14 protein-coding genes are annotated in these 15935 nt (G+C 72.1%); 5 read left to right on the forward strand and 9 right to left on the reverse strand.

The window, feature by feature from the left end; all coding sequences use genetic code 11:
• Nucleotides 1-22 precede the first annotated feature (22 nt).
• From AB4Y83_RS17110 to AB4Y83_RS17120, 3 genes are read right to left on the reverse strand one after another with little or no spacing between them, the layout of a single operon-like run.
• Nucleotides 23-493, reverse strand: a complete 471-nt coding sequence (locus AB4Y83_RS17110; RefSeq protein ID WP_442297594.1) for a TY-Chap domain-containing protein — start codon at nucleotides 491-493, stop codon at nucleotides 23-25.
• Nucleotides 490-795 carry a hotdog domain-containing protein gene (locus tag AB4Y83_RS17115; protein WP_442297595.1) on the reverse strand — a complete coding sequence of 102 codons (306 nt, stop codon included), beginning with the start codon at nucleotides 793-795 and terminating at the stop codon, nucleotides 490-492. Before AB4Y83_RS17115 ends, AB4Y83_RS17110 begins: the two co-directional genes overlap by 4 nt.
• A complete protein-coding gene (locus tag AB4Y83_RS17120; RefSeq protein ID WP_442297596.1) occupies nucleotides 792-971 on the reverse strand; it encodes an acyl-CoA thioesterase in 180 nt (59 codons plus the stop codon). Before AB4Y83_RS17120 ends, AB4Y83_RS17115 begins: the two co-directional genes overlap by 4 nt.
• 67 nt (nucleotides 972-1038) lie before the next feature.
• On the opposite strand from AB4Y83_RS17120, the gene AB4Y83_RS17125 reads away from it, so the two are divergent.
• The 4 genes from AB4Y83_RS17125 (at nucleotide 1039) to AB4Y83_RS17140 (ending at nucleotide 6258) form a co-directional block, all read left to right on the forward strand.
• Complete coding sequence (locus AB4Y83_RS17125) at nucleotides 1039-4452, forward strand: DEAD/DEAH box helicase (protein ID WP_442297597.1); 3414 nt, start codon at nucleotides 1039-1041, stop codon at nucleotides 4450-4452.
• A 119-nt stretch (nucleotides 4453-4571) separates the two neighbouring features.
• The gene (locus AB4Y83_RS17130; protein ID WP_442276499.1) at nucleotides 4572-5018 is read left to right on the forward strand and encodes an aromatic ring-opening dioxygenase LigA; all 447 of its coding nucleotides are present in this window, start codon (nucleotides 4572-4574) and stop codon (nucleotides 5016-5018) included.
• A complete protein-coding gene (locus tag AB4Y83_RS17135) occupies nucleotides 5015-5485 on the forward strand; it encodes a heme-degrading domain-containing protein (protein ID WP_442276500.1) in 471 nt (156 codons plus the stop codon). Before AB4Y83_RS17130 ends, AB4Y83_RS17135 begins: the two co-directional genes overlap by 4 nt.
• A gap of 128 nt (nucleotides 5486-5613) precedes the next feature.
• Nucleotides 5614-6258, forward strand: a complete 645-nt coding sequence (locus AB4Y83_RS17140; RefSeq protein ID WP_056775440.1) for a superoxide dismutase — start codon at nucleotides 5614-5616, stop codon at nucleotides 6256-6258.
• A 71-nt stretch (nucleotides 6259-6329) separates the two neighbouring features.
• Here the strand turns inward: AB4Y83_RS17140 and AB4Y83_RS17145 are convergent, their stop codons facing one another.
• From AB4Y83_RS17145 to AB4Y83_RS17170, 6 genes are read right to left on the reverse strand one after another with little or no spacing between them, the layout of a single operon-like run.
• Complete coding sequence (locus AB4Y83_RS17145; RefSeq protein WP_442297598.1) at nucleotides 6330-7769, reverse strand: pyridoxal phosphate-dependent decarboxylase family protein; 1440 nt, start codon at nucleotides 7767-7769, stop codon at nucleotides 6330-6332.
• Nucleotides 7766-9094 (reverse strand): MFS transporter, encoded by a 1329-nt coding sequence (locus AB4Y83_RS17150; protein ID WP_442297599.1) that lies wholly within the window; start codon nucleotides 9092-9094, stop codon nucleotides 7766-7768. Before AB4Y83_RS17150 ends, AB4Y83_RS17145 begins: the two co-directional genes overlap by 4 nt.
• 26 nt (nucleotides 9095-9120) lie before the next feature.
• Nucleotides 9121-10305: a galactokinase gene (galK, locus tag AB4Y83_RS17155; protein WP_442297600.1), complete on the reverse strand. Its 1185-nt coding sequence runs from the start codon at nucleotides 10303-10305 to the stop codon at nucleotides 9121-9123.
• Nucleotides 10302-11429 carry a galactose-1-phosphate uridylyltransferase gene (gene galT / locus AB4Y83_RS17160; RefSeq protein WP_442297601.1) on the reverse strand — a complete coding sequence of 376 codons (1128 nt, stop codon included), beginning with the start codon at nucleotides 11427-11429 and terminating at the stop codon, nucleotides 10302-10304. The genes galK and galT overlap by 4 nt, the downstream gene beginning before the upstream one ends.
• Nucleotides 11429-12205, reverse strand: coding sequence for a DeoR/GlpR family DNA-binding transcription regulator (locus AB4Y83_RS17165; protein ID WP_256795031.1), 777 nt, complete (start codon nucleotides 12203-12205; stop codon nucleotides 11429-11431). Before AB4Y83_RS17165 ends, galT begins: the two co-directional genes overlap by 1 nt.
• Before the next feature lie 2 nt (nucleotides 12206-12207).
• Nucleotides 12208-14208 carry a beta-galactosidase gene (locus AB4Y83_RS17170; RefSeq protein ID WP_442297602.1) on the reverse strand — a complete coding sequence of 667 codons (2001 nt, stop codon included), beginning with the start codon at nucleotides 14206-14208 and terminating at the stop codon, nucleotides 12208-12210.
• 361 nt (nucleotides 14209-14569) lie between these two features.
• On the opposite strand from AB4Y83_RS17170, the gene AB4Y83_RS17175 reads away from it, so the two are divergent.
• Complete coding sequence (locus tag AB4Y83_RS17175; protein ID WP_442297603.1) at nucleotides 14570-15922, forward strand: ABC transporter substrate-binding protein; 1353 nt, start codon at nucleotides 14570-14572, stop codon at nucleotides 15920-15922.
• The last annotated feature ends 13 nt before the right edge of the window (nucleotides 15923-15935 follow it).

Here is a 15935-nt window from a genome sequence, read left to right on the forward strand (position 1 = left end):
CACACCTTCGACCTACCTTGGGTCAGGGCCGCGGCGCTCGCCGGATGTCGACGTCGGCCGGGGTGGCGGCACCCAGCACCTGCGCGAGGCTCGCGCGGAGCAGCTCCGCCGCCTCGGCTGCGCTGTCGAACGCCCGGCTGAACTCCGGCTCGTCGCCGTCGCGCGTCCATCCGAGCCCGACCAGCGCCTCCTGCGCCTCGCGCGTCAGGTCGGTCAGGCCCTCGAACTCCGTGTCGCCGATGCACTCGAGCGCGAGCACGCCCTCGAGCCGCTGCGCCTGGACGAAGACGTCAGGCACCCGGGCCTGCGGACCCGGCCGCGCGCCGCCCCGGCGCCACGATCGGGGAGCCCGCTCGGCGGCATACGTGCTCGACGCCCGTGACGCCACGTGGACGGTGAAGGTCAGCCAGTCGTCGTCGGTGAGCGCCGCGAGGTCGGCGGCGACGCGGGAGGTCCACGACTCCCACGTCTCCTCGAGTGGGCCGTCGCTCATGCGGGGCTGCCCTCGTGCGACACCACCGCCGTCTCCATCAGGGCGCGGAGGTGGTCGGGGATGGGGGTCGGGCGGCGGGTCGCGGCGTCGATCTCGACGTGCACCCAGCCCCCCAGGGCCTTGATCGAGGGGTCGGCGACGGCGCTCCGCTCCGGGTCGACGAAGAGGCCGAGCTCGTAGGTGACGCTGCTGCGCCCCAGCCGGACGACGCGGACGCCCACGACGAGCGGCGCCGGGAACGCCACCTCGGCGTAGAAGGCGCACGACGACTCGGCCACGACGCCCTGGGTCGCGTCGGTCATCGGTCGACCGCCACGTGTTCGGCCTGCCACCCGTTGATCGCCGAGTCGAACAGCTCGTAGTAGACGGCGTTGTTGAGGTGGCCGTACATGTCGTTGTCGCTCCACCGGGTCGTGACGGGACGGTGGACCGGGAAGTCGGCGAGCGTCAGCTCGCGGGGGTCGGGCGTGCTGGGCATGCGCCCATCCTGCCCGACCCTGTGGACGATGCCCGGCGGTGTCGGCGGGCGAACGTACAGTGCTCGGGTGGTGTGGAGCGTGGGGCGGGCGACGTGGGTGGGTGCTGTCACCGACCCCGACATCGCCCAGCAGGTCGGCACGCGCACCTTCGAGCGCGGGCAGGCGTATGCCGCCGAGCGCCGGGTGCGCTCGCTCGCCACGCGCCCCGACGGGCTCATGCTGCTCGGCACGATCGAGGGCAGCGGCCACGAGACCTACCAGACCTTCATCGAGGCCCGGCCGCACCCGAAGGGGCGCTCGCACCTCTGGAGCGGCACGTGCAGCTGCCCGGTCCGCAGCGACTGCAAGCACGTCGTGGCGCTCATGCTCACGGCGCGCGACGTCGCTCAGGGCAAGGTCGTCGAGCCGCGGCCGCTGGCCGAGGGCGAGGGCGCGGTCGAGCCGGCTGCAGCCGAGCCGGCGCCGCTCGTCGTGCCCCCGCACTGGTCCGACGTGTTCGGTCACGTCCGGCCGCGTGCCGTCGAGCCGTCCCCGGTCGCCGAGCGGCCCGAGCCGCGGGGCGACCTCATGCCGGCCGGCCTCTTCGTCGACACCGTCTACCGCGACCAGCGGGGGCGGAGAGGGGTGCCCGAGCTCAGCTACGGCCTCCGACCGACCCGCTGGACCCGCGCCGGCACGTGGCACCGCACCCTCTCGTGGCACGACGCGTTGCCCCAGTGGCGCGCCGGCATCCGCTTCCTGCCCGAGCACGAGCGCATCATGGGGCGCCTGCACGACGTCGCCCGGCACGGCTCGGGCGGCACGACGTACTTCTCCGCGACACCGCCGCTCTCGCTCGACGCGAGCCCCGAGGTCTGGCCGCTGCTGCGCGAGGCCCGCGCGGCCGGCATCGAGGTGCTGCCCGGCGAGGGCGTCACCGGTCCGGTCCACGTCGCCGACGACGCGGCCACGCTCGTGCTCCTCGTCAAGCGGGCCCCCGACGGCAGCGGCGACCTCGACCTCGACGTCGACATCGAGGGGATGCCGGCCGGGGCGACCGGCGAGCGGCTCTACCTCGGTGACCCGGTGCACGCCGTCGCCGTCGAGGGTGACGACGACTCGCTGACCTTCGTGCCCCTCGATCAGGACCTCGACCTCGGTCCCGACGCCCTCGCCTCGGCGCTCGCCGGCCTGCGGGTGCCGGCCGACGAGCGGGGCCGCTTCCTGCGCTCCGTCGTCCCGGGCCTGCGCCAGCGGCTGCGGGTCCGCTCCGAGGTGCCCCTGCCGGCGCCCGAGCTGCCCGAGGACGTCCAGCCCGAGGTCGTCACCGTCCACGTCCGCGTCGTCAGCGACGTCCCCGGCGAGCTGCGCCTCGACCTGAGCCACGCCTACGACGGCACGCCGCGGCCCTTCACGACGGCGCGCTTCGGCACCGTCGGTGGCCGCGACCGGGACGCCGAGGCCGCCGCGGTGCAGGCCGCGACGTCGCTCCGCTCGGTCCCCGGCGCGCTGCGTGCCGACCTCGGCGGTCACGCCTACCTCGTGCCGCGCGTCGTCCTCACCGGCATGGCGGCCGCGCGGTTCGTCGTCGACACGCTGCCCCTGCTCGAGGCCGACGAGCACGTCACCGTCGAGGTCGACGGCGACGTCCCGGCCTACGAGGAGGTCACGTCGGCCCCGGTCGTCCGGCTTGGCACCGGCGAGCGGCGTGAGCAGGCGGAGCCCGGCGACTGGTTCGACCTGCGGGTCTCCGTCGAGGTCGACGGCGAGGACGTGCCCTTCGAGCCGCTCTTCGGGGCGCTCGCGCGTGGCGACGAGATCATGCTCCTCGAGTCCGGCGCGTTCTTCCGGCTCGACCGGCCCGAGCTGCACCGGCTGCGCGACCTCATCGAGGAGGCCCGCGACATCGCAGACCCCGAGACCGGCGGACTGCGGCTCAGCGCCCACCACGCCGATCTCTGGGACGAGCTCGTCGCCCTCGGCGTCGTCGACGAGCAGAGCGCGCGCTGGGCGGCCAACGTCGAGGCGCTCGGCTCCCTCGAGTCCGGCCCGCTCGCCGAGGTGCCACCCGACCTGCGGGCGACCCTGCGTCCCTACCAGCTCGACGGCTACCGCTGGCTCGCGCGCCTCTGGGACGCCCGCATCGGCGGCATCCTCGCCGACGACATGGGGCTCGGCAAGACGCTCCAGGTCATCGCGGCCCTCGTGCGCGCGCACGACCGCGGGGAGCTGGGTGACGCGGGTCCCGACGCGCGGGGTCCGGTGCTCGTCGTCGCGCCGACGAGCGTCGTCGGCACGTGGATGGGCGAGCTCGAGACCTTCGCGCCGCACCTCGCCGCCGTCGCCGTCACGGCCACCGAGCGCAAGCGCGGGGTCACCCTCGCCGAGACCGTCGCGGGCGCCGAGGTCGTCATCACGTCATATGCCGTCCTGCGCCTCGACGACGCCGCCTTCCACGGCGTGCGGTGGGGTGGGGTCGTGCTCGACGAGGCCCAGTTCGTCAAGAACCGCCAGGCCAAGACCCACGTCGCGGTCCGCCGGCTGGGGGCGCCCTTCACCGTCGCCGTCACGGGCACGCCGCTCGAGAACTCCCTCATGGACCTCTGGTCGCTGCTCTCCCTGACGGCCCCCGGGCTCTACCCGCGACCCGACGTCTTCACGAAGAGCTATCGCAAGCCCATCGAGTCCGGTGAGCGCCCGGAGCTGCTCGACCTGCTGCGCCGCCGCATCCGGCCCCTGATGCTGCGTCGCACCAAGGAGCAGGTCGCGATCGACCTGCCGCCCAAGCAGATCCAGGTCATGGCGCTCGACCCGCACCCGGTCCACCGGCACATCTACGACCAGCACCTCCAACGCGAACGGCAGCGCGTCCTGGGCCTGCTCGGCGACCCCGAGTCCAACCGTGTCGCGATCCTCGCCGCGCTGACCCGGCTGCGCCAGCTCGCGCTCGACCCGGTCCTCGTCGACGAGGTCCACGCCGGCAAGGCGACCGCCGCCAAGATCGAGTTCCTCGTCGACCAGCTGCGCGAGCTCGCCGCCGAGGGCCACCGGGCCCTCGTCTTCAGCCAGTTCACCGGCTTCCTACGCCGCGTCGAGGCCGCGCTGACGCGCGCGGGGCTCGCGACGGCATACCTCGACGGGTCGACGACCGACCGGCAGGCGGTCGTCCGGGGCTTCCGCGAGGGCGATGCCGTCGCGTTCCTCATCAGCCTCAAGGCCGGCGGTTTCGGGCTCACGCTGACCGAGGCCGACTACGTCTACGTCCTCGACCCGTGGTGGAACCCCGCGGCCGAGGCGCAGGCGATCGACCGCGCCCACCGCATCGGGCAGAGCCGTCCCGTCACCGTCTACCGGCTCGTGTCGGCCGGCACCATCGAGGAGAAGGTCGTCGCCCTCCAGGAGCGCAAGCGCGACCTCTTCCAGCGCGTCGTCGACGAAGGTGGGTCGCTCTCCGGCGCGATCACGGCCGACGACGTGCGCGACCTGCTCGGACTCGCCTGACTCGAAGCGTGATTCGCATCCAGCCCCACGTCTGGAGGTGAAGCCCTAGCGTGGAGGTGAGCCGCTTCGGATGGCGGCGCGTGCACGGCTCTGACAACTCACCCCCTCGGAGGACTCACATGAGCACCGTCACCCCCAGCATCTCCACGACGTCCGACCGGCTCCGCTCCGTCTCGGTCATCGGGACCATCGTCGTCGTCTTCGGCATCATCATGATCCTGGCCGGCGGATTCACCTGGTACCAGGTGCAGTCCCAGCTCGCGAGCGAGAAGATCACGGTCTCGGAGGACGCGTCGATGTTCGCCGGGCAGGCGGTCAACTCTCCCTGGACCGCCTACTCCGAGGCGCAGACGATCGAGAAGCACGCCCTCGCGGCGAGCGGCGGCAAGACCTACGCCGAGCTGCCCAAGGACGACCCGAACCGTCAGGTCGTCATGACGGGCTCGTTCCTGCGCGCCTCGCTCTTCACCTCCGTCGTGGCCTTCGGCGTCGCCTTCATGGCGTTCGGCGTCGGCATCGTCCTCGTCCTCGTCGGCATCGCGTTCCGGCGGGTGGCGCGCGCGTGACCGACCAGCCGACGCTGGAGCAGCTGGCCGACCAGGAGGCGCGGCTCGTCTTCGACCGCTTCGACGACGACACGGCCTGGGCACTGGGCGTCGCGCTGCGTGACGCCGCGAGGGCCGCGCGCGCCCCGGTCGCGATCTCGATCCGTCGCAACGGGCAGCGGCTCTTCCACGCCGCGCTGCCCGGGGCGACGGCCGACAACGACGGCTGGCTCGAGCGCAAGAGCGCCGTCGTCGACCGCTACGGCCACTCGTCCCTCTACGTCGGCGAGGAGTTCCGTTCCGCCGGCAAGACGTTCGAGGACAGCTCACGCCTCGATCCGGGATCGTATGCCGCCCACGGCGGCGCCTTCCCCGTCATCGTCCGTGGCGTCGGCTGCGTCGGCACCATCGCCGTCTCGGGCCTGCCTCAGCGGGAGGACCACCGGCTCGTCGTCGAGACCCTCGAGGGCTTCCTCGACCATCCCTGAGCCCCAACGGTTTGACCTCAAGTCAGGTTGACGTCGGAGGGTGGTCAAGTGGGTACGTGACCCACAGCCCGTGCTCACGGACACCCTGTCGACGCCGATCCGGTGCGGCATAGAGTGGTCGGAGCCGGATGGTCTCCAGAAAGGAACGACAAGTGGCTTACACGCTTCCCGAGCTCGACTACGACTACGCCGCCCTCGAGCCCCACATCAGCGCTCGCATCATGGAGCTGCACCACAGCAAGCACCACAAGGCCTACGTCGACGGCGCCAACGCTGCCGTCGCCAAGCTGGAGGAGCTGCGCGAGTCGGGTGACTACGCCTCGGTCAACGGTGTGGAGAAGAACCTCGCCTTCCACCTCGGTGGTCACACCAACCACTCCGTGTTCTGGAAGAACATGAGCCCCGACGGGGGTGGCCAGCCCGAGGGTGAGGTCGCTGCCGCGATCACCGAGTACTTCGGCGGCTTCGAGAAGTTCCAGGCGCACTTCAACGCCAACGCCAACGCGATCCAGGGCTCCGGCTGGTCGATCCTCGCGTGGGACACCATCGCCGAGCGGCCGCACATCATGCAGCTGTTCGACCAGCAGGGCAACATCCCGGTGGGCCAGATCCCGCTGCTCCAGCTCGACATGTGGGAGCACGCCTTCTACCTGCAGTACGAGAACGTCAAGGCCGACTACGTCAAGGCCTGGTGGAACCTCGTCAACTGGGAGGACGTCGCCGCACGCCTCGAGCGCGCCAAGGCCACCAAGGGACTCATCATCCCCGGCTGAGCGACATCGACACGACGAGGGCGGGCACCGCAAGGTGCCCGCCCTTTCGCGTACCCGGTCGCCGCCGTCGGTCAGGCCGGTGGGGTCGGGCGGGCGAGGCGGTCGACGACACCGAGGAGCAGCACCTCGCGCAGGGCCGGCGCCAGCTCGTCGAGCAAGGCGTTGACCGGAGCCATCCGCTCGGGCAGCACGAGCCCGCCGTCGCCCCCGGCCAGCCCGGCCGCGGCGAGCAGTCCGGTGAACGTCGCCTCGTCGAGGGTGGCCGGGTCGAGGGCCGAGGCCATCGCGACGAGCTCGGCCGGGGCCGTGGCCGGCCCGGAGACGCGGGCCGCCGCCGTCGCGTCGGCGAGGTCGGTGGCGATGAGGTCCGACGACGCAGCCGTCGCTGCGCTGAACGTGAGGTGCAGGGTGGCCGGCAGGTCGCGGAAGCGCATCTGCGGCTGGACGAACCACCCGCGGTCCAGCATCTCGTCGCTGATCGTGAAGACGTCGCACGAGTCGTCGGTGACGAGGGAGAGCAGCGTCGAGTCCGGGGGAGCCGCCACCGACAGACCGGGTATGCCGTCCACCGCGGCCGCCAGGTCGAGAGTGGCCGTGCGCGCGTCCCGGGCGAGCGACGTGTAGCGCTCGGCGCCGATGTGGTGCACGACGGCCCAGGCGGCGGCCACCGGACCGCCGGACTTCGTCGACTGCGCCGTCGTGTTGAGTATCGTGTAGCCCGGCCAGCGGGCCGACGCGAAGAGGTGCGTGCGGCGCAGGTCGGCCGAGGCGTGGAGCAGCACCGACACGCCCTTGGGGGTGTAGGCGTACTTGTGCAGGTCGAGCGACAGGCTCGTCACGCCCGGGGCGGCGAACGTCCACGGAGGCTGCCCGGGCTCGGAGTCGCGCAGGTGGGGCAGCACCCAGCCGCCGATGCACGCGTCGACGTGGCAGCGCACCCCGGCGGCCGCGGCGGCTGCGGCGATCGGCGCGACGGGGTCGATGACGCCGTGCGCGTAGGACGGGGCAGAGGCGACGACGAGGACGGTCCGGTCGTCGATGGCGGCGGCCATGGCCTCGGGATCGGCCCGCTTCGTCACGGGATCGACGTCGACGAGGACCGGCTCGACGCGCAGCCAGTGCGCGGCCTTGTGGAAGGCCGCGTGCGCCGTCGTCGGGAGGATCATCCTGGGAGCCACGATCTCGGGCCGCGCGTCACGGGCTGCCAGGACGGCGAGCAGGATCGACTCGGTGCCACCCGACGTGACGGCACCCGCGAATCCCGCTGGGGCGTCGACGAGCCGACCCGCGATGCCGACGAGGTCGTTCTCCATCTGGAGCAGGGACGGGAAGGCCGTGGGGTCGAGCCCGTTCGTCGACGCGAATGCCGCGAGGGCCTCCCGACCGATGGCGTCGGCCGAGGCCAGGCCGGAGTCGTAGACGTAGGCGAGGGTGCGCCCGCCATGGGTCGGCAGGTCCCGGGCGCGCATCGCCGTCAGCGCCTCACGGATCTCGTCGTGGTCCATCGTCATGGTGCGTCCTTTCGGGTCGACGGGAAGGCGCGCAGAGAGAAGAACGAGAGCGCGACGAGGGCGGCGGGCACGAGCGAGAAGCCGAGCGCGATCGCTGTCAGGGCCGAGTCCGACTGTGGCACGGTCGATCCCGTCGAGGACACGTAGCCGCCGAGAGCCAGCACGGCGGCATACGTGGCCGGCCCGAGCGAGAGGCCCAGCGTCTCTCCCGCGGTCCACACGCCGGTGTAGAGCCCGACGCGGGTGCGCGCCTCGTCCGTGCGGCTCGCGACGTCGGCGAGCATCGCGAGCGGGAACATCTGTGCCCCCGCGTAGCCGACGCCGACGACGGCGACGCAGGCGTAGACGACACCGTCGGGCAGTGAACGCACGAGCACCAGGGCGAGCGCGCCACCGCCGAGGAGGAGGGACGCGACGAGGTAGCCGACCTTCTTGTCGCGGGCCGTGCCGAAGCGCTGCCACAGCGGCGTGACGACGAGGGCCGGGGCGACGAAGCAGACGAAGAGCAACGTCGCCGACAGCGGGGTCCCGATGACCCAGCGGGACACGTAGTCGACCCCCGCGAGCATCGCGCCGGTCGCGAGAGCCTGGAGCACGAAGGTGGTCAGCAGCAGCCGGAACGGCCGGTCGGAGCGGATGATCCGCAGCTGGTCACTGAAGGTGGCGCTCGTCGCGACGCCGGTCCGGACCGGCGCCGACCGGGTGCCCCGCCACGCACCGTAGGCCCCGAGGGCGATGAGGGCGGCGACGAAGAACCCGACGACGCGGTAGCCCCAGACGGGCCCGAACGCGTCCCGGATGGCCGGGGACGCGCCGCCGCTGACGAGGATCGCAAGGGCGAGGATCGCCACCCGCCACGTCATGAGCCGGGTGCGCTCGTCGTAGTCGTCGGTGATCTCGGCCGGCATCGCGACGTAGGGCACCTGGAAGAAGCTGTAGGCCGTCGCGCAGGCGAGGTAGGCCACGGCGACCCATCCCGCCGCGAGCCACTGCGGCGCGGTCGGGCCGAGGAAGAGGAGCGCGAAGGCTGCCGCGAGGAGCAGTCCGGCTCGGATGAGGAAGGGTCGCCGCCGGCCGTCGGGGTGCGTCGACCGGTCGCTGATGCGGCCCGCGATCGGGTTGAGCACGACGTCCCACGCCTTGGGCGCGAAGACGATGACGCCGGCGGCCGCGGCCGGCACGCCGAGCCGGTCGGTGAGGTAGGGCAGCAGGAGCAGGCCGGGCACCGTGCCGAACGACCCCGTGGCGACCGACCCGAGGCCGTAGCCCCGGCGCACGGCAGCGGGAAGGGTCGTGCCGGGGGCGGGCGGCGTCGCCGAGGTCATGGACGCACCCTAGTGAGCGCAGGGCGTCAGCGGTCGCGGTCGGCCGGACCGGACGCGATCACGGTGAACGACACCGGGGCCGTGAAGCCCTCCGCCTCGAAGGCGGCCGCGATGGCGTCGGCCACCGCCTCCGCGTCGGCCCCCCGGACGATCGCGATGCACGAGCCGCCGAAGCCGCCTCCGGTCATCCGCGCGCCCAGGGCGCCGTGCGAGCGAGCCGTCGCGGTCGCGACGTCGAGCTCCTCGCAGGAGACCTCGTAGTCGTCGCGCAGCGAGGCGTGCGAGGCGTCGAAGAGCCGGCCGACCTCGTCGAGGTCACCCGCCTCGAGCGCCGTCACCGCGAGCGTCACGCGCTTGATCTCGGTGACGACGTGGCGCACCCGGCGCCGCACCTCGTCGGAGCCGAGCTGCCCGAGCGCGGCGTCGAGCCCAGCGGGCTCGATCTCGCGGAGCGTCTCGACGCCGAGGTCGCGGGCGGCCGCCTCGCACGCGTCCCGTCGGGCGGCGTACTGGCCGTCGACGAGGGCGTGCTCGGCTCTCGTGTCGGTGACGAGCAGGACGTAGCCGGCGGCGGCGAGGTCGAAGGGCACCTGCCGCGTCTCGCCGGACCGGCAGTCGAGCAGCAGGGCCGCGGCGTCGTCGCAGAGCAGCGAGGCCGACTGGTCCATGCCGCCCGTCGGGGCCCCGGCGATGACGTTCTCGGCCTCGACGCAGCGCGCGGCCAGTCGGGTCCGCCCCTCGGGCGAGGCGAGCAGGTCGAGGTCTAAGAGGTCGCTCGCGGCCGCGGCGACGGCGCACTCGAGGGCGGCCGAGCTCGACAGTCCGGCGCCGAGCGGCACGGTGGAGTCGACGAGCACGTCCAGGCCGTCGACGGCCAGGCCGTCACGGCGCAGGGCCCAGAGGACTCCCGCGACGTAGGAGGCCCAGCCGCCCGGCCGCTCCGGCGAGATGTCGTCGAGGGCCACCTCGACGACGCCGTCCTGCTGGACGGACGCCATCCGGAGGACACCGTCGTCGCGACGGGACACGGCGGCATACGTCCGCTGCGGCAGCGCGATCGGCAGGCACAGGCCACCGTTGTAGTCGGTGTGCTCGCCGATGAGGTTGACCCGGCCCGGCGCCGACCACACGCCCGCCGGGGCGCTGCCGAACGTGCGCGCGAAGGCGTCCGAGACCGACTCGACGACCTCGTCGGGGGTGCGGTCGCTCACCGGGCGACCTCGCGCAGACGGGCGGCCGCCTTCTCCGGGGCGACGTCGTTGACCCAGCCGCCGACCCCGGACTCGGATCCGGCGAGGTACTTCAGGCGCCCCGGGCCGCGCAGGACCGACATGACCTGCAGGTGCAGCCGCGAGACGTCACGCCCGGTCTTCGCCGGGGCCTGCTGCCACGCCGCGATGTAGGGCAGCTTGACGGGTGCCCCGTCCGCGTCGACGTAGTAGCGGTCGAGGCGCCCGAGCAGGTCGCGGTAGACGACGGCCAGCTCGTCCCGCTCGTCGTCGTCGAGGGCGGCGAGGTCGGGCACGTCGCGGTGCGGGGCGAGGTGCACCTCGACCGGCCAACGTGCCGCGAAGGGGACGTATGCCGTCCAGTGCGTCCCCGACACGACGACCCGCGAGCCGTCGGCCCGCTCGGCGGCGAGGATGTCGGCGCCGAGGAGCCGACCGGTGCGCTCGTGGTGGCGGCGCGCGGCCTCGAGCAGGGCCTTGGTGCGGTCGGGCAGGTACGGGTAGGCGTAGATCTGGCCGTGCGGGTGTGGGAGCGTCACGCCGATCTCGCGGCCGCGGTTCTCGAAGGCGAAGACGTGCTCGACCTCGGGCAGGGCGCCGAGGGCCTCGGTGCGCTGGGCCCACGTGTCGATGACGGTGCGGACCCGCTCGACGGGGAGGTCCGTGAACGACGACTCGTGGTTGCTCGTGAAGCACACGACCTCGCAGCGCCCGACGGCCGGGCGGGTGCCGAAGATCCCCCTCGGGTCGGGGACGTCGGCACCGACGGAGGTGACGGCATACGACGGGAAGCGGTTCTCGAAGACGACGACCTGGTAGTCGCGCTCGGGGATCTCCGACGGCACCGACCCGTGGCCGGCGGGGCAGAGCGGGCACTCGTCCTTGGGCGGCATGAACGTGCGGTGCTGGCGGTGCGCGGCGACGGCGACCCAGTCGTCGACGAGCGCGTCGTGGCGCAGCTCGCCCGACTGCACGCGCGGCTCGACGGGCCGCGGGTCCTCGGCGGTGCGCTCGGCCGTGCCCGGCTCGTCGACGTAGATGATCTCGCGCCCGTCGGCGAGGTGCCTCGTCGTGAAACGGGCGGCCGTCCGGCTCTCGGTGGGCATCAGGCCTCCACGATCTCGAGGGAGCCGACGCTCTCGCGGGCGGCCTCGCGGGCCCGCTCGGGGAAGGCGTCGTCGGTGACGAACAGGTCGACGTCGGCGAGGTCGGCGAAGGTGCTGAGGCCCACGGTGCCCCACTTGGACGAGTCGGCGAGGAGGCAGACGTGGCGCGCCGACGCGACGAGCGCGCGGTTCGTCTCGGACTCGACGAGGTTGGGCGTCGTGAGGCCCGTGCGACCGTCGACGCCGTGCGCGCCGAGGAAGAGCAGGTCGACGTGCAGCGAGCGCAGGGCCGACACGGCGACCGGGCCGACGAGGGCGTCGGACGGGGTGCGGACGCCGCCGGTCAGCACGACCGTCTGGCCGGGCGCCCCGGACTCGTGGAGCAGCTGGGCCACCGGGACCGAGTTGGTGACGACGGTCAGCTGCGGGATGTCCTTGACGGCACGGGCCAGCTCATAGGTCGTCGTCCCCGCGGAGATGCCGATGGCGCTGCCCGCCTCGACCCGCTGTGCGGCGGCCCGGGCGATGGCCTGCTTCTGGGCGAGCTGGAGCAGCGACTTGGCGGAGAAGCCGGGCTCCTCGCTGCTCCGGGTGCCGCCGAGGGCCAGGGCGCCGCCGTGCACGCGCTCGAGCAGCCCGTCGGTCGAGAGGCGCTCGATGTCGCGGCGGATCGTCATGTCGGAGACGCCGAGCCGCTCGACGAGGTCCGAGACCTTGACGGCCCCGGACTCCTCGACGAGCTCGAGGATGACGGAGCGCCGCTGGCTGGCGAGCATCGTCAGTCCTCCCTGAGCACGGCCACGCCACCGGGGGCGAGGCGGACGCTGCCGTCGACAGGGGCGTCCGCGACGAGGTCGTACCCAGTTGCGGCGATGGTCTGCTCGGCATCGGTGTGGTTGAACAGGAAGAGCCACGAGCCGTCGCCGTCGCTGCGCCGACGCGTCGTCTCCACGCCGCGGGGCAGGCCCGCGACGGTCGGCTCGACGCCGGCGGCGGACAGGACGTCGTCGAGGAGCGCGCCGAGGGTGGTGTCGTCGGGGAGCGTGCTGACGTACCAAGCGGATCCGGCGCTGTCGGTGCCCGCCCGACGCGTGACCGCGGGGCGCCCGGTGAGCGGCCCGGCGGCATACGTCGACAGCACCTCGGTGCCGGGCAGGGCGGTCACGTCCTCGCTCCACCACGTCCCGGTGCCGTCGGCGAGCGCGACCGTGTCGTCGGGGCCGAGCGGGAAGAACTCCTCGACGCGGACGCCGAGCAGGTCGCGGAACGCACCCGGGTAGCCGCCGAGGCGCACGTGGTCGTTCTCGTCACTGATGCCGGAGAAGTACGTGACGAGCACCTCGGCGCCCGCCTCGGCGGCCGCCGCGACAGCGGCCGCGTGCGCGTCGGTGACGAGGTAGAGCTGCGGCACGACGACGAGGGCGTATGCCGTGAGGTCGGCCGAGGGGTGCACGACGTCCGCCGTGACCCCGCGGTCGTGGAGCGCAYGGTGGATCGCCTGCGCGGCGGTCAGGGCGTCGAGCTCGGAGCTCGGCATGCACGGACCCTCGGCGGCCCAGATCGCCTGGTAGTCATGGAGGATCGCGACCCGGGACTCGACGCGGCTGCCGACGAGCTCGCCGAGGCGTCCGGCGATCCGGCCGAGCTCCTCGACCTCGCGGAAGCGCGCGCTGTCCGCCCCGGCGTGCGGCACGAGGGCGCTGTGGAACTTCTCCGAGCCGGCGCGGGACTGGCGCCACTGGAACCACCCGATGGTGTCGGCGCCGCGGGCCACGTGGGCCAGGGCGTCGCGGATCGTCTGGCCGAAGTCCTTGGCGTGGTTGGTCGGCTGCCAGTTGACCGCGCTCGTCGAGTGCTCCATGAGCATCCACGGCGCGCCGCCCGCGAGGCCGCGGGTCAGGTCGCCGCTGTAGGCGAGCTCGGCGCGTGGGTGCGCGAGCGTGTCGACGATGTAGTGGTCGGTGCTGACGACGTCGACGGTGGGCGTCCACTGCGAGTAGTCGAGGTGGCGGAAGTGGTCGAGGGTCATGAAGTTCGTCGTCACGGGGACGCCGGGGGAGAGTTCGTCGAGGACGGCGCGCTCGGCGCGCATGTGGTCGAGGAGCGCATCGGAGCTGAACCGCTTGTAGTCGAGCACGTGGGTCGGGTTGTTGAACGTCGTCGACCGGCGCGGCGGCAGGATCTGGTCCCAGTCCGTGTAGCGCTGGCTCCAGAAGGCGGTGCCCCACGCGTCGTTGAGCGTCTCGAGGGCGGTGTAGCGGCGCTGCAGCCAGGTGCGGAAGTGCCGCGCGCACTCGTCGCAGTAGCAGGGCAGGTTGTGGCACGCGTACTCGTTGGAGACGTGCCACATCGCGACGGCCGGGTGCTCGTGGTAGCGCGTCGCGAGCTGCCGGGTGAGCGCGACGGCGTACTCGCGGAAGACGGGCGACGTCGGGCACCACGTCTGGCGGCTGCCCGGCCAGAGCGTGTGGCCGTCGACGTCGACGGGGAGGATCTCGGGGTGGGCGGCCGAGAGCCACGGTGGCGGGGTGGCGGTGGCCGTGGCGAGGTCGACGGCGATGCCGCCGGCGTGGAGCTTGTCGAGGATCGTGTCGAGCCACTCGAACTCGTACTCGCCCTTGGCCGGCTCGAGCCAGCTCCACGAGAAGATGCCGAGGCTGACGAACGACACGTTGGCGCGCCGCATCAGCTCGATGTCCTCGTCCCAGACGAGGCGGGGCCACTGCTCGGGGTTGTAGTCGCCACCGAGTGCCAGGGTCTTCGTCGGCCATGAGCGCATGGGACACAGGGTGTCGCTTCGCTCGCCGCGATGTCAACATTTTCAAACACATCGGACGTGGCGAAGTGCGGATGTTCGTCGACGGTCTCGGCCCGTGGGACGCCGCCGGCGCTGTCGGGACAGGTCGCTGGAGCAGCTCACCAGGTGGCGCGAATCGCGTTACAACGGTGTAAAGCCGGAGGTCAGAGCCCTGTGAAGGTCTCGGTTCGGTCGCAGACGGCTGTGGGTCTCGACGAATCCCTTGACAGCGCCACCGGGCGCCGACATCCTCTGTTTGTTGTTGAAGGTTTCTGGTGGCAGATGTTCGACTCTGTCGCCTCCTGTCGACAACGAACCCGGCACAGCGTCAAAGGAGACCGCAATGACCCGCCCCTCGAGCGAGGCCGAGTACCTGGCCCGCATGGTTCCCCCCTCCGTCCGCGGCGTCGACCGTCGGACCCTGCTGCGCAGCGCCCTCGGCGTCGGCGCCCTGCTCGGAGCGGGCGGCCTCGCCGCGTGCAGCTCCGGCAGCACGGGCAGCACCGGCGTCCCGACGGGGGCCGTCACCGGCACCGTCACCGTCGGCTCCAACCAGTCGGACGCCGTGCCGAAGGCCGCCGTCCAGTCCTACATGGACGCGTTCGCCAAGGCCAACCCCGGCACGACGGTCAAGATCAACACCGTCGACCACAACTCCTTCCAGGAGAACATCAACAACTACCTGCAGGGCTCGCCCGACGACGTCTTCACGTGGTTCGCCGGCTACCGCATGCAGTTCTTCGCGGAGAAGGGCCTCGTCGGCGACATCTCCGACGTGTGGAAGAACATCACCGGCATGTCCGACGCGCTCAAGAAGGCCTCGACCGCCGCCGACGGCAAGCAGTACTTCGTGCCGATCACGAACTACCCGTGGGCGGTCTTCTACCGCAAGAGCGTCTTCCAGGAGAAGGGCTACGAGGTCCCCAAGACCCTCGACGACCTCAACGCCCTCGGCGCCCAGATGAAGAAGGACGGCCTTTCGCCGATCGCCTTCGGCGACAAGGACGGCTGGCCCGCGATGGGCACGTTCGACCAGATCAACCTGCGCGTCAACGGCTACGACTTCCACGTCAGCCTGATGGCCGGCAAGGAGGCCTGGACCGACCCCAAGGTCAAGAAGGTCTTCGACACCTGGGCCGGCATCCTCCCCCTCCACCAGGCCGACTCGCTCGGTCGCACGTGGCAGGAGGCGGCACAGTCGCTCCAGCAGAAGAAGTCCGGCATGTACGTCCTCGGCTCGTTCCTCGCCCAGCAGTTCACCAAGGGTGCCGAGCAGGACGACCTCGACTTCTTCACCTTCCCGGAGATCGACTCGACGATCGGCACCGACGCCATCGAGGCACCCATCGACGGCTACATGATGAGCGCCAAGCCGAAGAACGAGGGCGGCGCCAAGAAGCTGCTCCAGTACATCTCCCAGCCCGAGGCGCAGCTGCTCGCGCTCAAGGCCGACCCGAGCGTCATCGCCACCAACCAGACGGCTGACACGAGCGGCTACACGGCCCTGCAGAAGAAGTCGCTGGAGTACGTCAAGTCGGCCAAGTCGATCGCGCAGTTCATGGACCGCGACACGCGCCCCGACTTCGCCTCGACGGTGATGATCCCGGCGATCCAGAGCTTCATCAAGAACCCCAAGGACATCGACGGTCTCCTCACGAGCATCGAGGCCCAGAAGAAGAGCATCTTCGGTTCCTGACGGGAGGCGAGCC

The organism is Terrabacter sp. RAF57 (assembly GCF_052113925.1).
Classification (GTDB): Bacteria; Actinomycetota; Actinomycetes; order Actinomycetales; family Dermatophilaceae; genus Terrabacter.

Bases quoted from the DNA above. Each gene is read 5' to 3' on its own strand.
- AB4Y83_RS17110 (WP_442297594.1), bottom strand. From the start codon at position 493: ATGAGCGACGGCCCACTCGAGGAGACGTGGGAGTCGTGGACCTCCCGC.
- AB4Y83_RS17115 (WP_442297595.1), bottom strand. From the start codon at position 795: ATGACCGACGCGACCCAGGGCGTCGTGGCCGAGTCGTCGTGCGCCTTC.
- AB4Y83_RS17120 (WP_442297596.1), bottom strand. From the start codon at position 971: ATGCCCAGCACGCCCGACCCCCGCGAGCTGACGCTCGCCGACTTCCCG.
- AB4Y83_RS17130 (WP_442276499.1), top strand. From the start codon at position 4,572: ATGAGCACCGTCACCCCCAGCATCTCCACGACGTCCGACCGGCTCCGC.
- AB4Y83_RS17140 (WP_056775440.1), top strand. From the start codon at position 5,614: ATGGTCTCCAGAAAGGAACGACAAGTGGCTTACACGCTTCCCGAGCTC.
- AB4Y83_RS17145 (WP_442297598.1), bottom strand. From the start codon at position 7,769: ATGACGATGGACCACGACGAGATCCGTGAGGCGCTGACGGCGATGCGC.
- AB4Y83_RS17150 (WP_442297599.1), bottom strand. From the start codon at position 9,094: ATGACCTCGGCGACGCCGCCCGCCCCCGGCACGACCCTTCCCGCTGCC.
- galT (WP_442297601.1), bottom strand. From the start codon at position 11,429: ATGCCCACCGAGAGCCGGACGGCCGCCCGTTTCACGACGAGGCACCTC.
- AB4Y83_RS17165 (WP_256795031.1), bottom strand. From the start codon at position 12,205: ATGCTCGCCAGCCAGCGGCGCTCCGTCATCCTCGAGCTCGTCGAGGAG.
- AB4Y83_RS17175 (WP_442297603.1), top strand. From the start codon at position 14,570: ATGACCCGCCCCTCGAGCGAGGCCGAGTACCTGGCCCGCATGGTTCCC.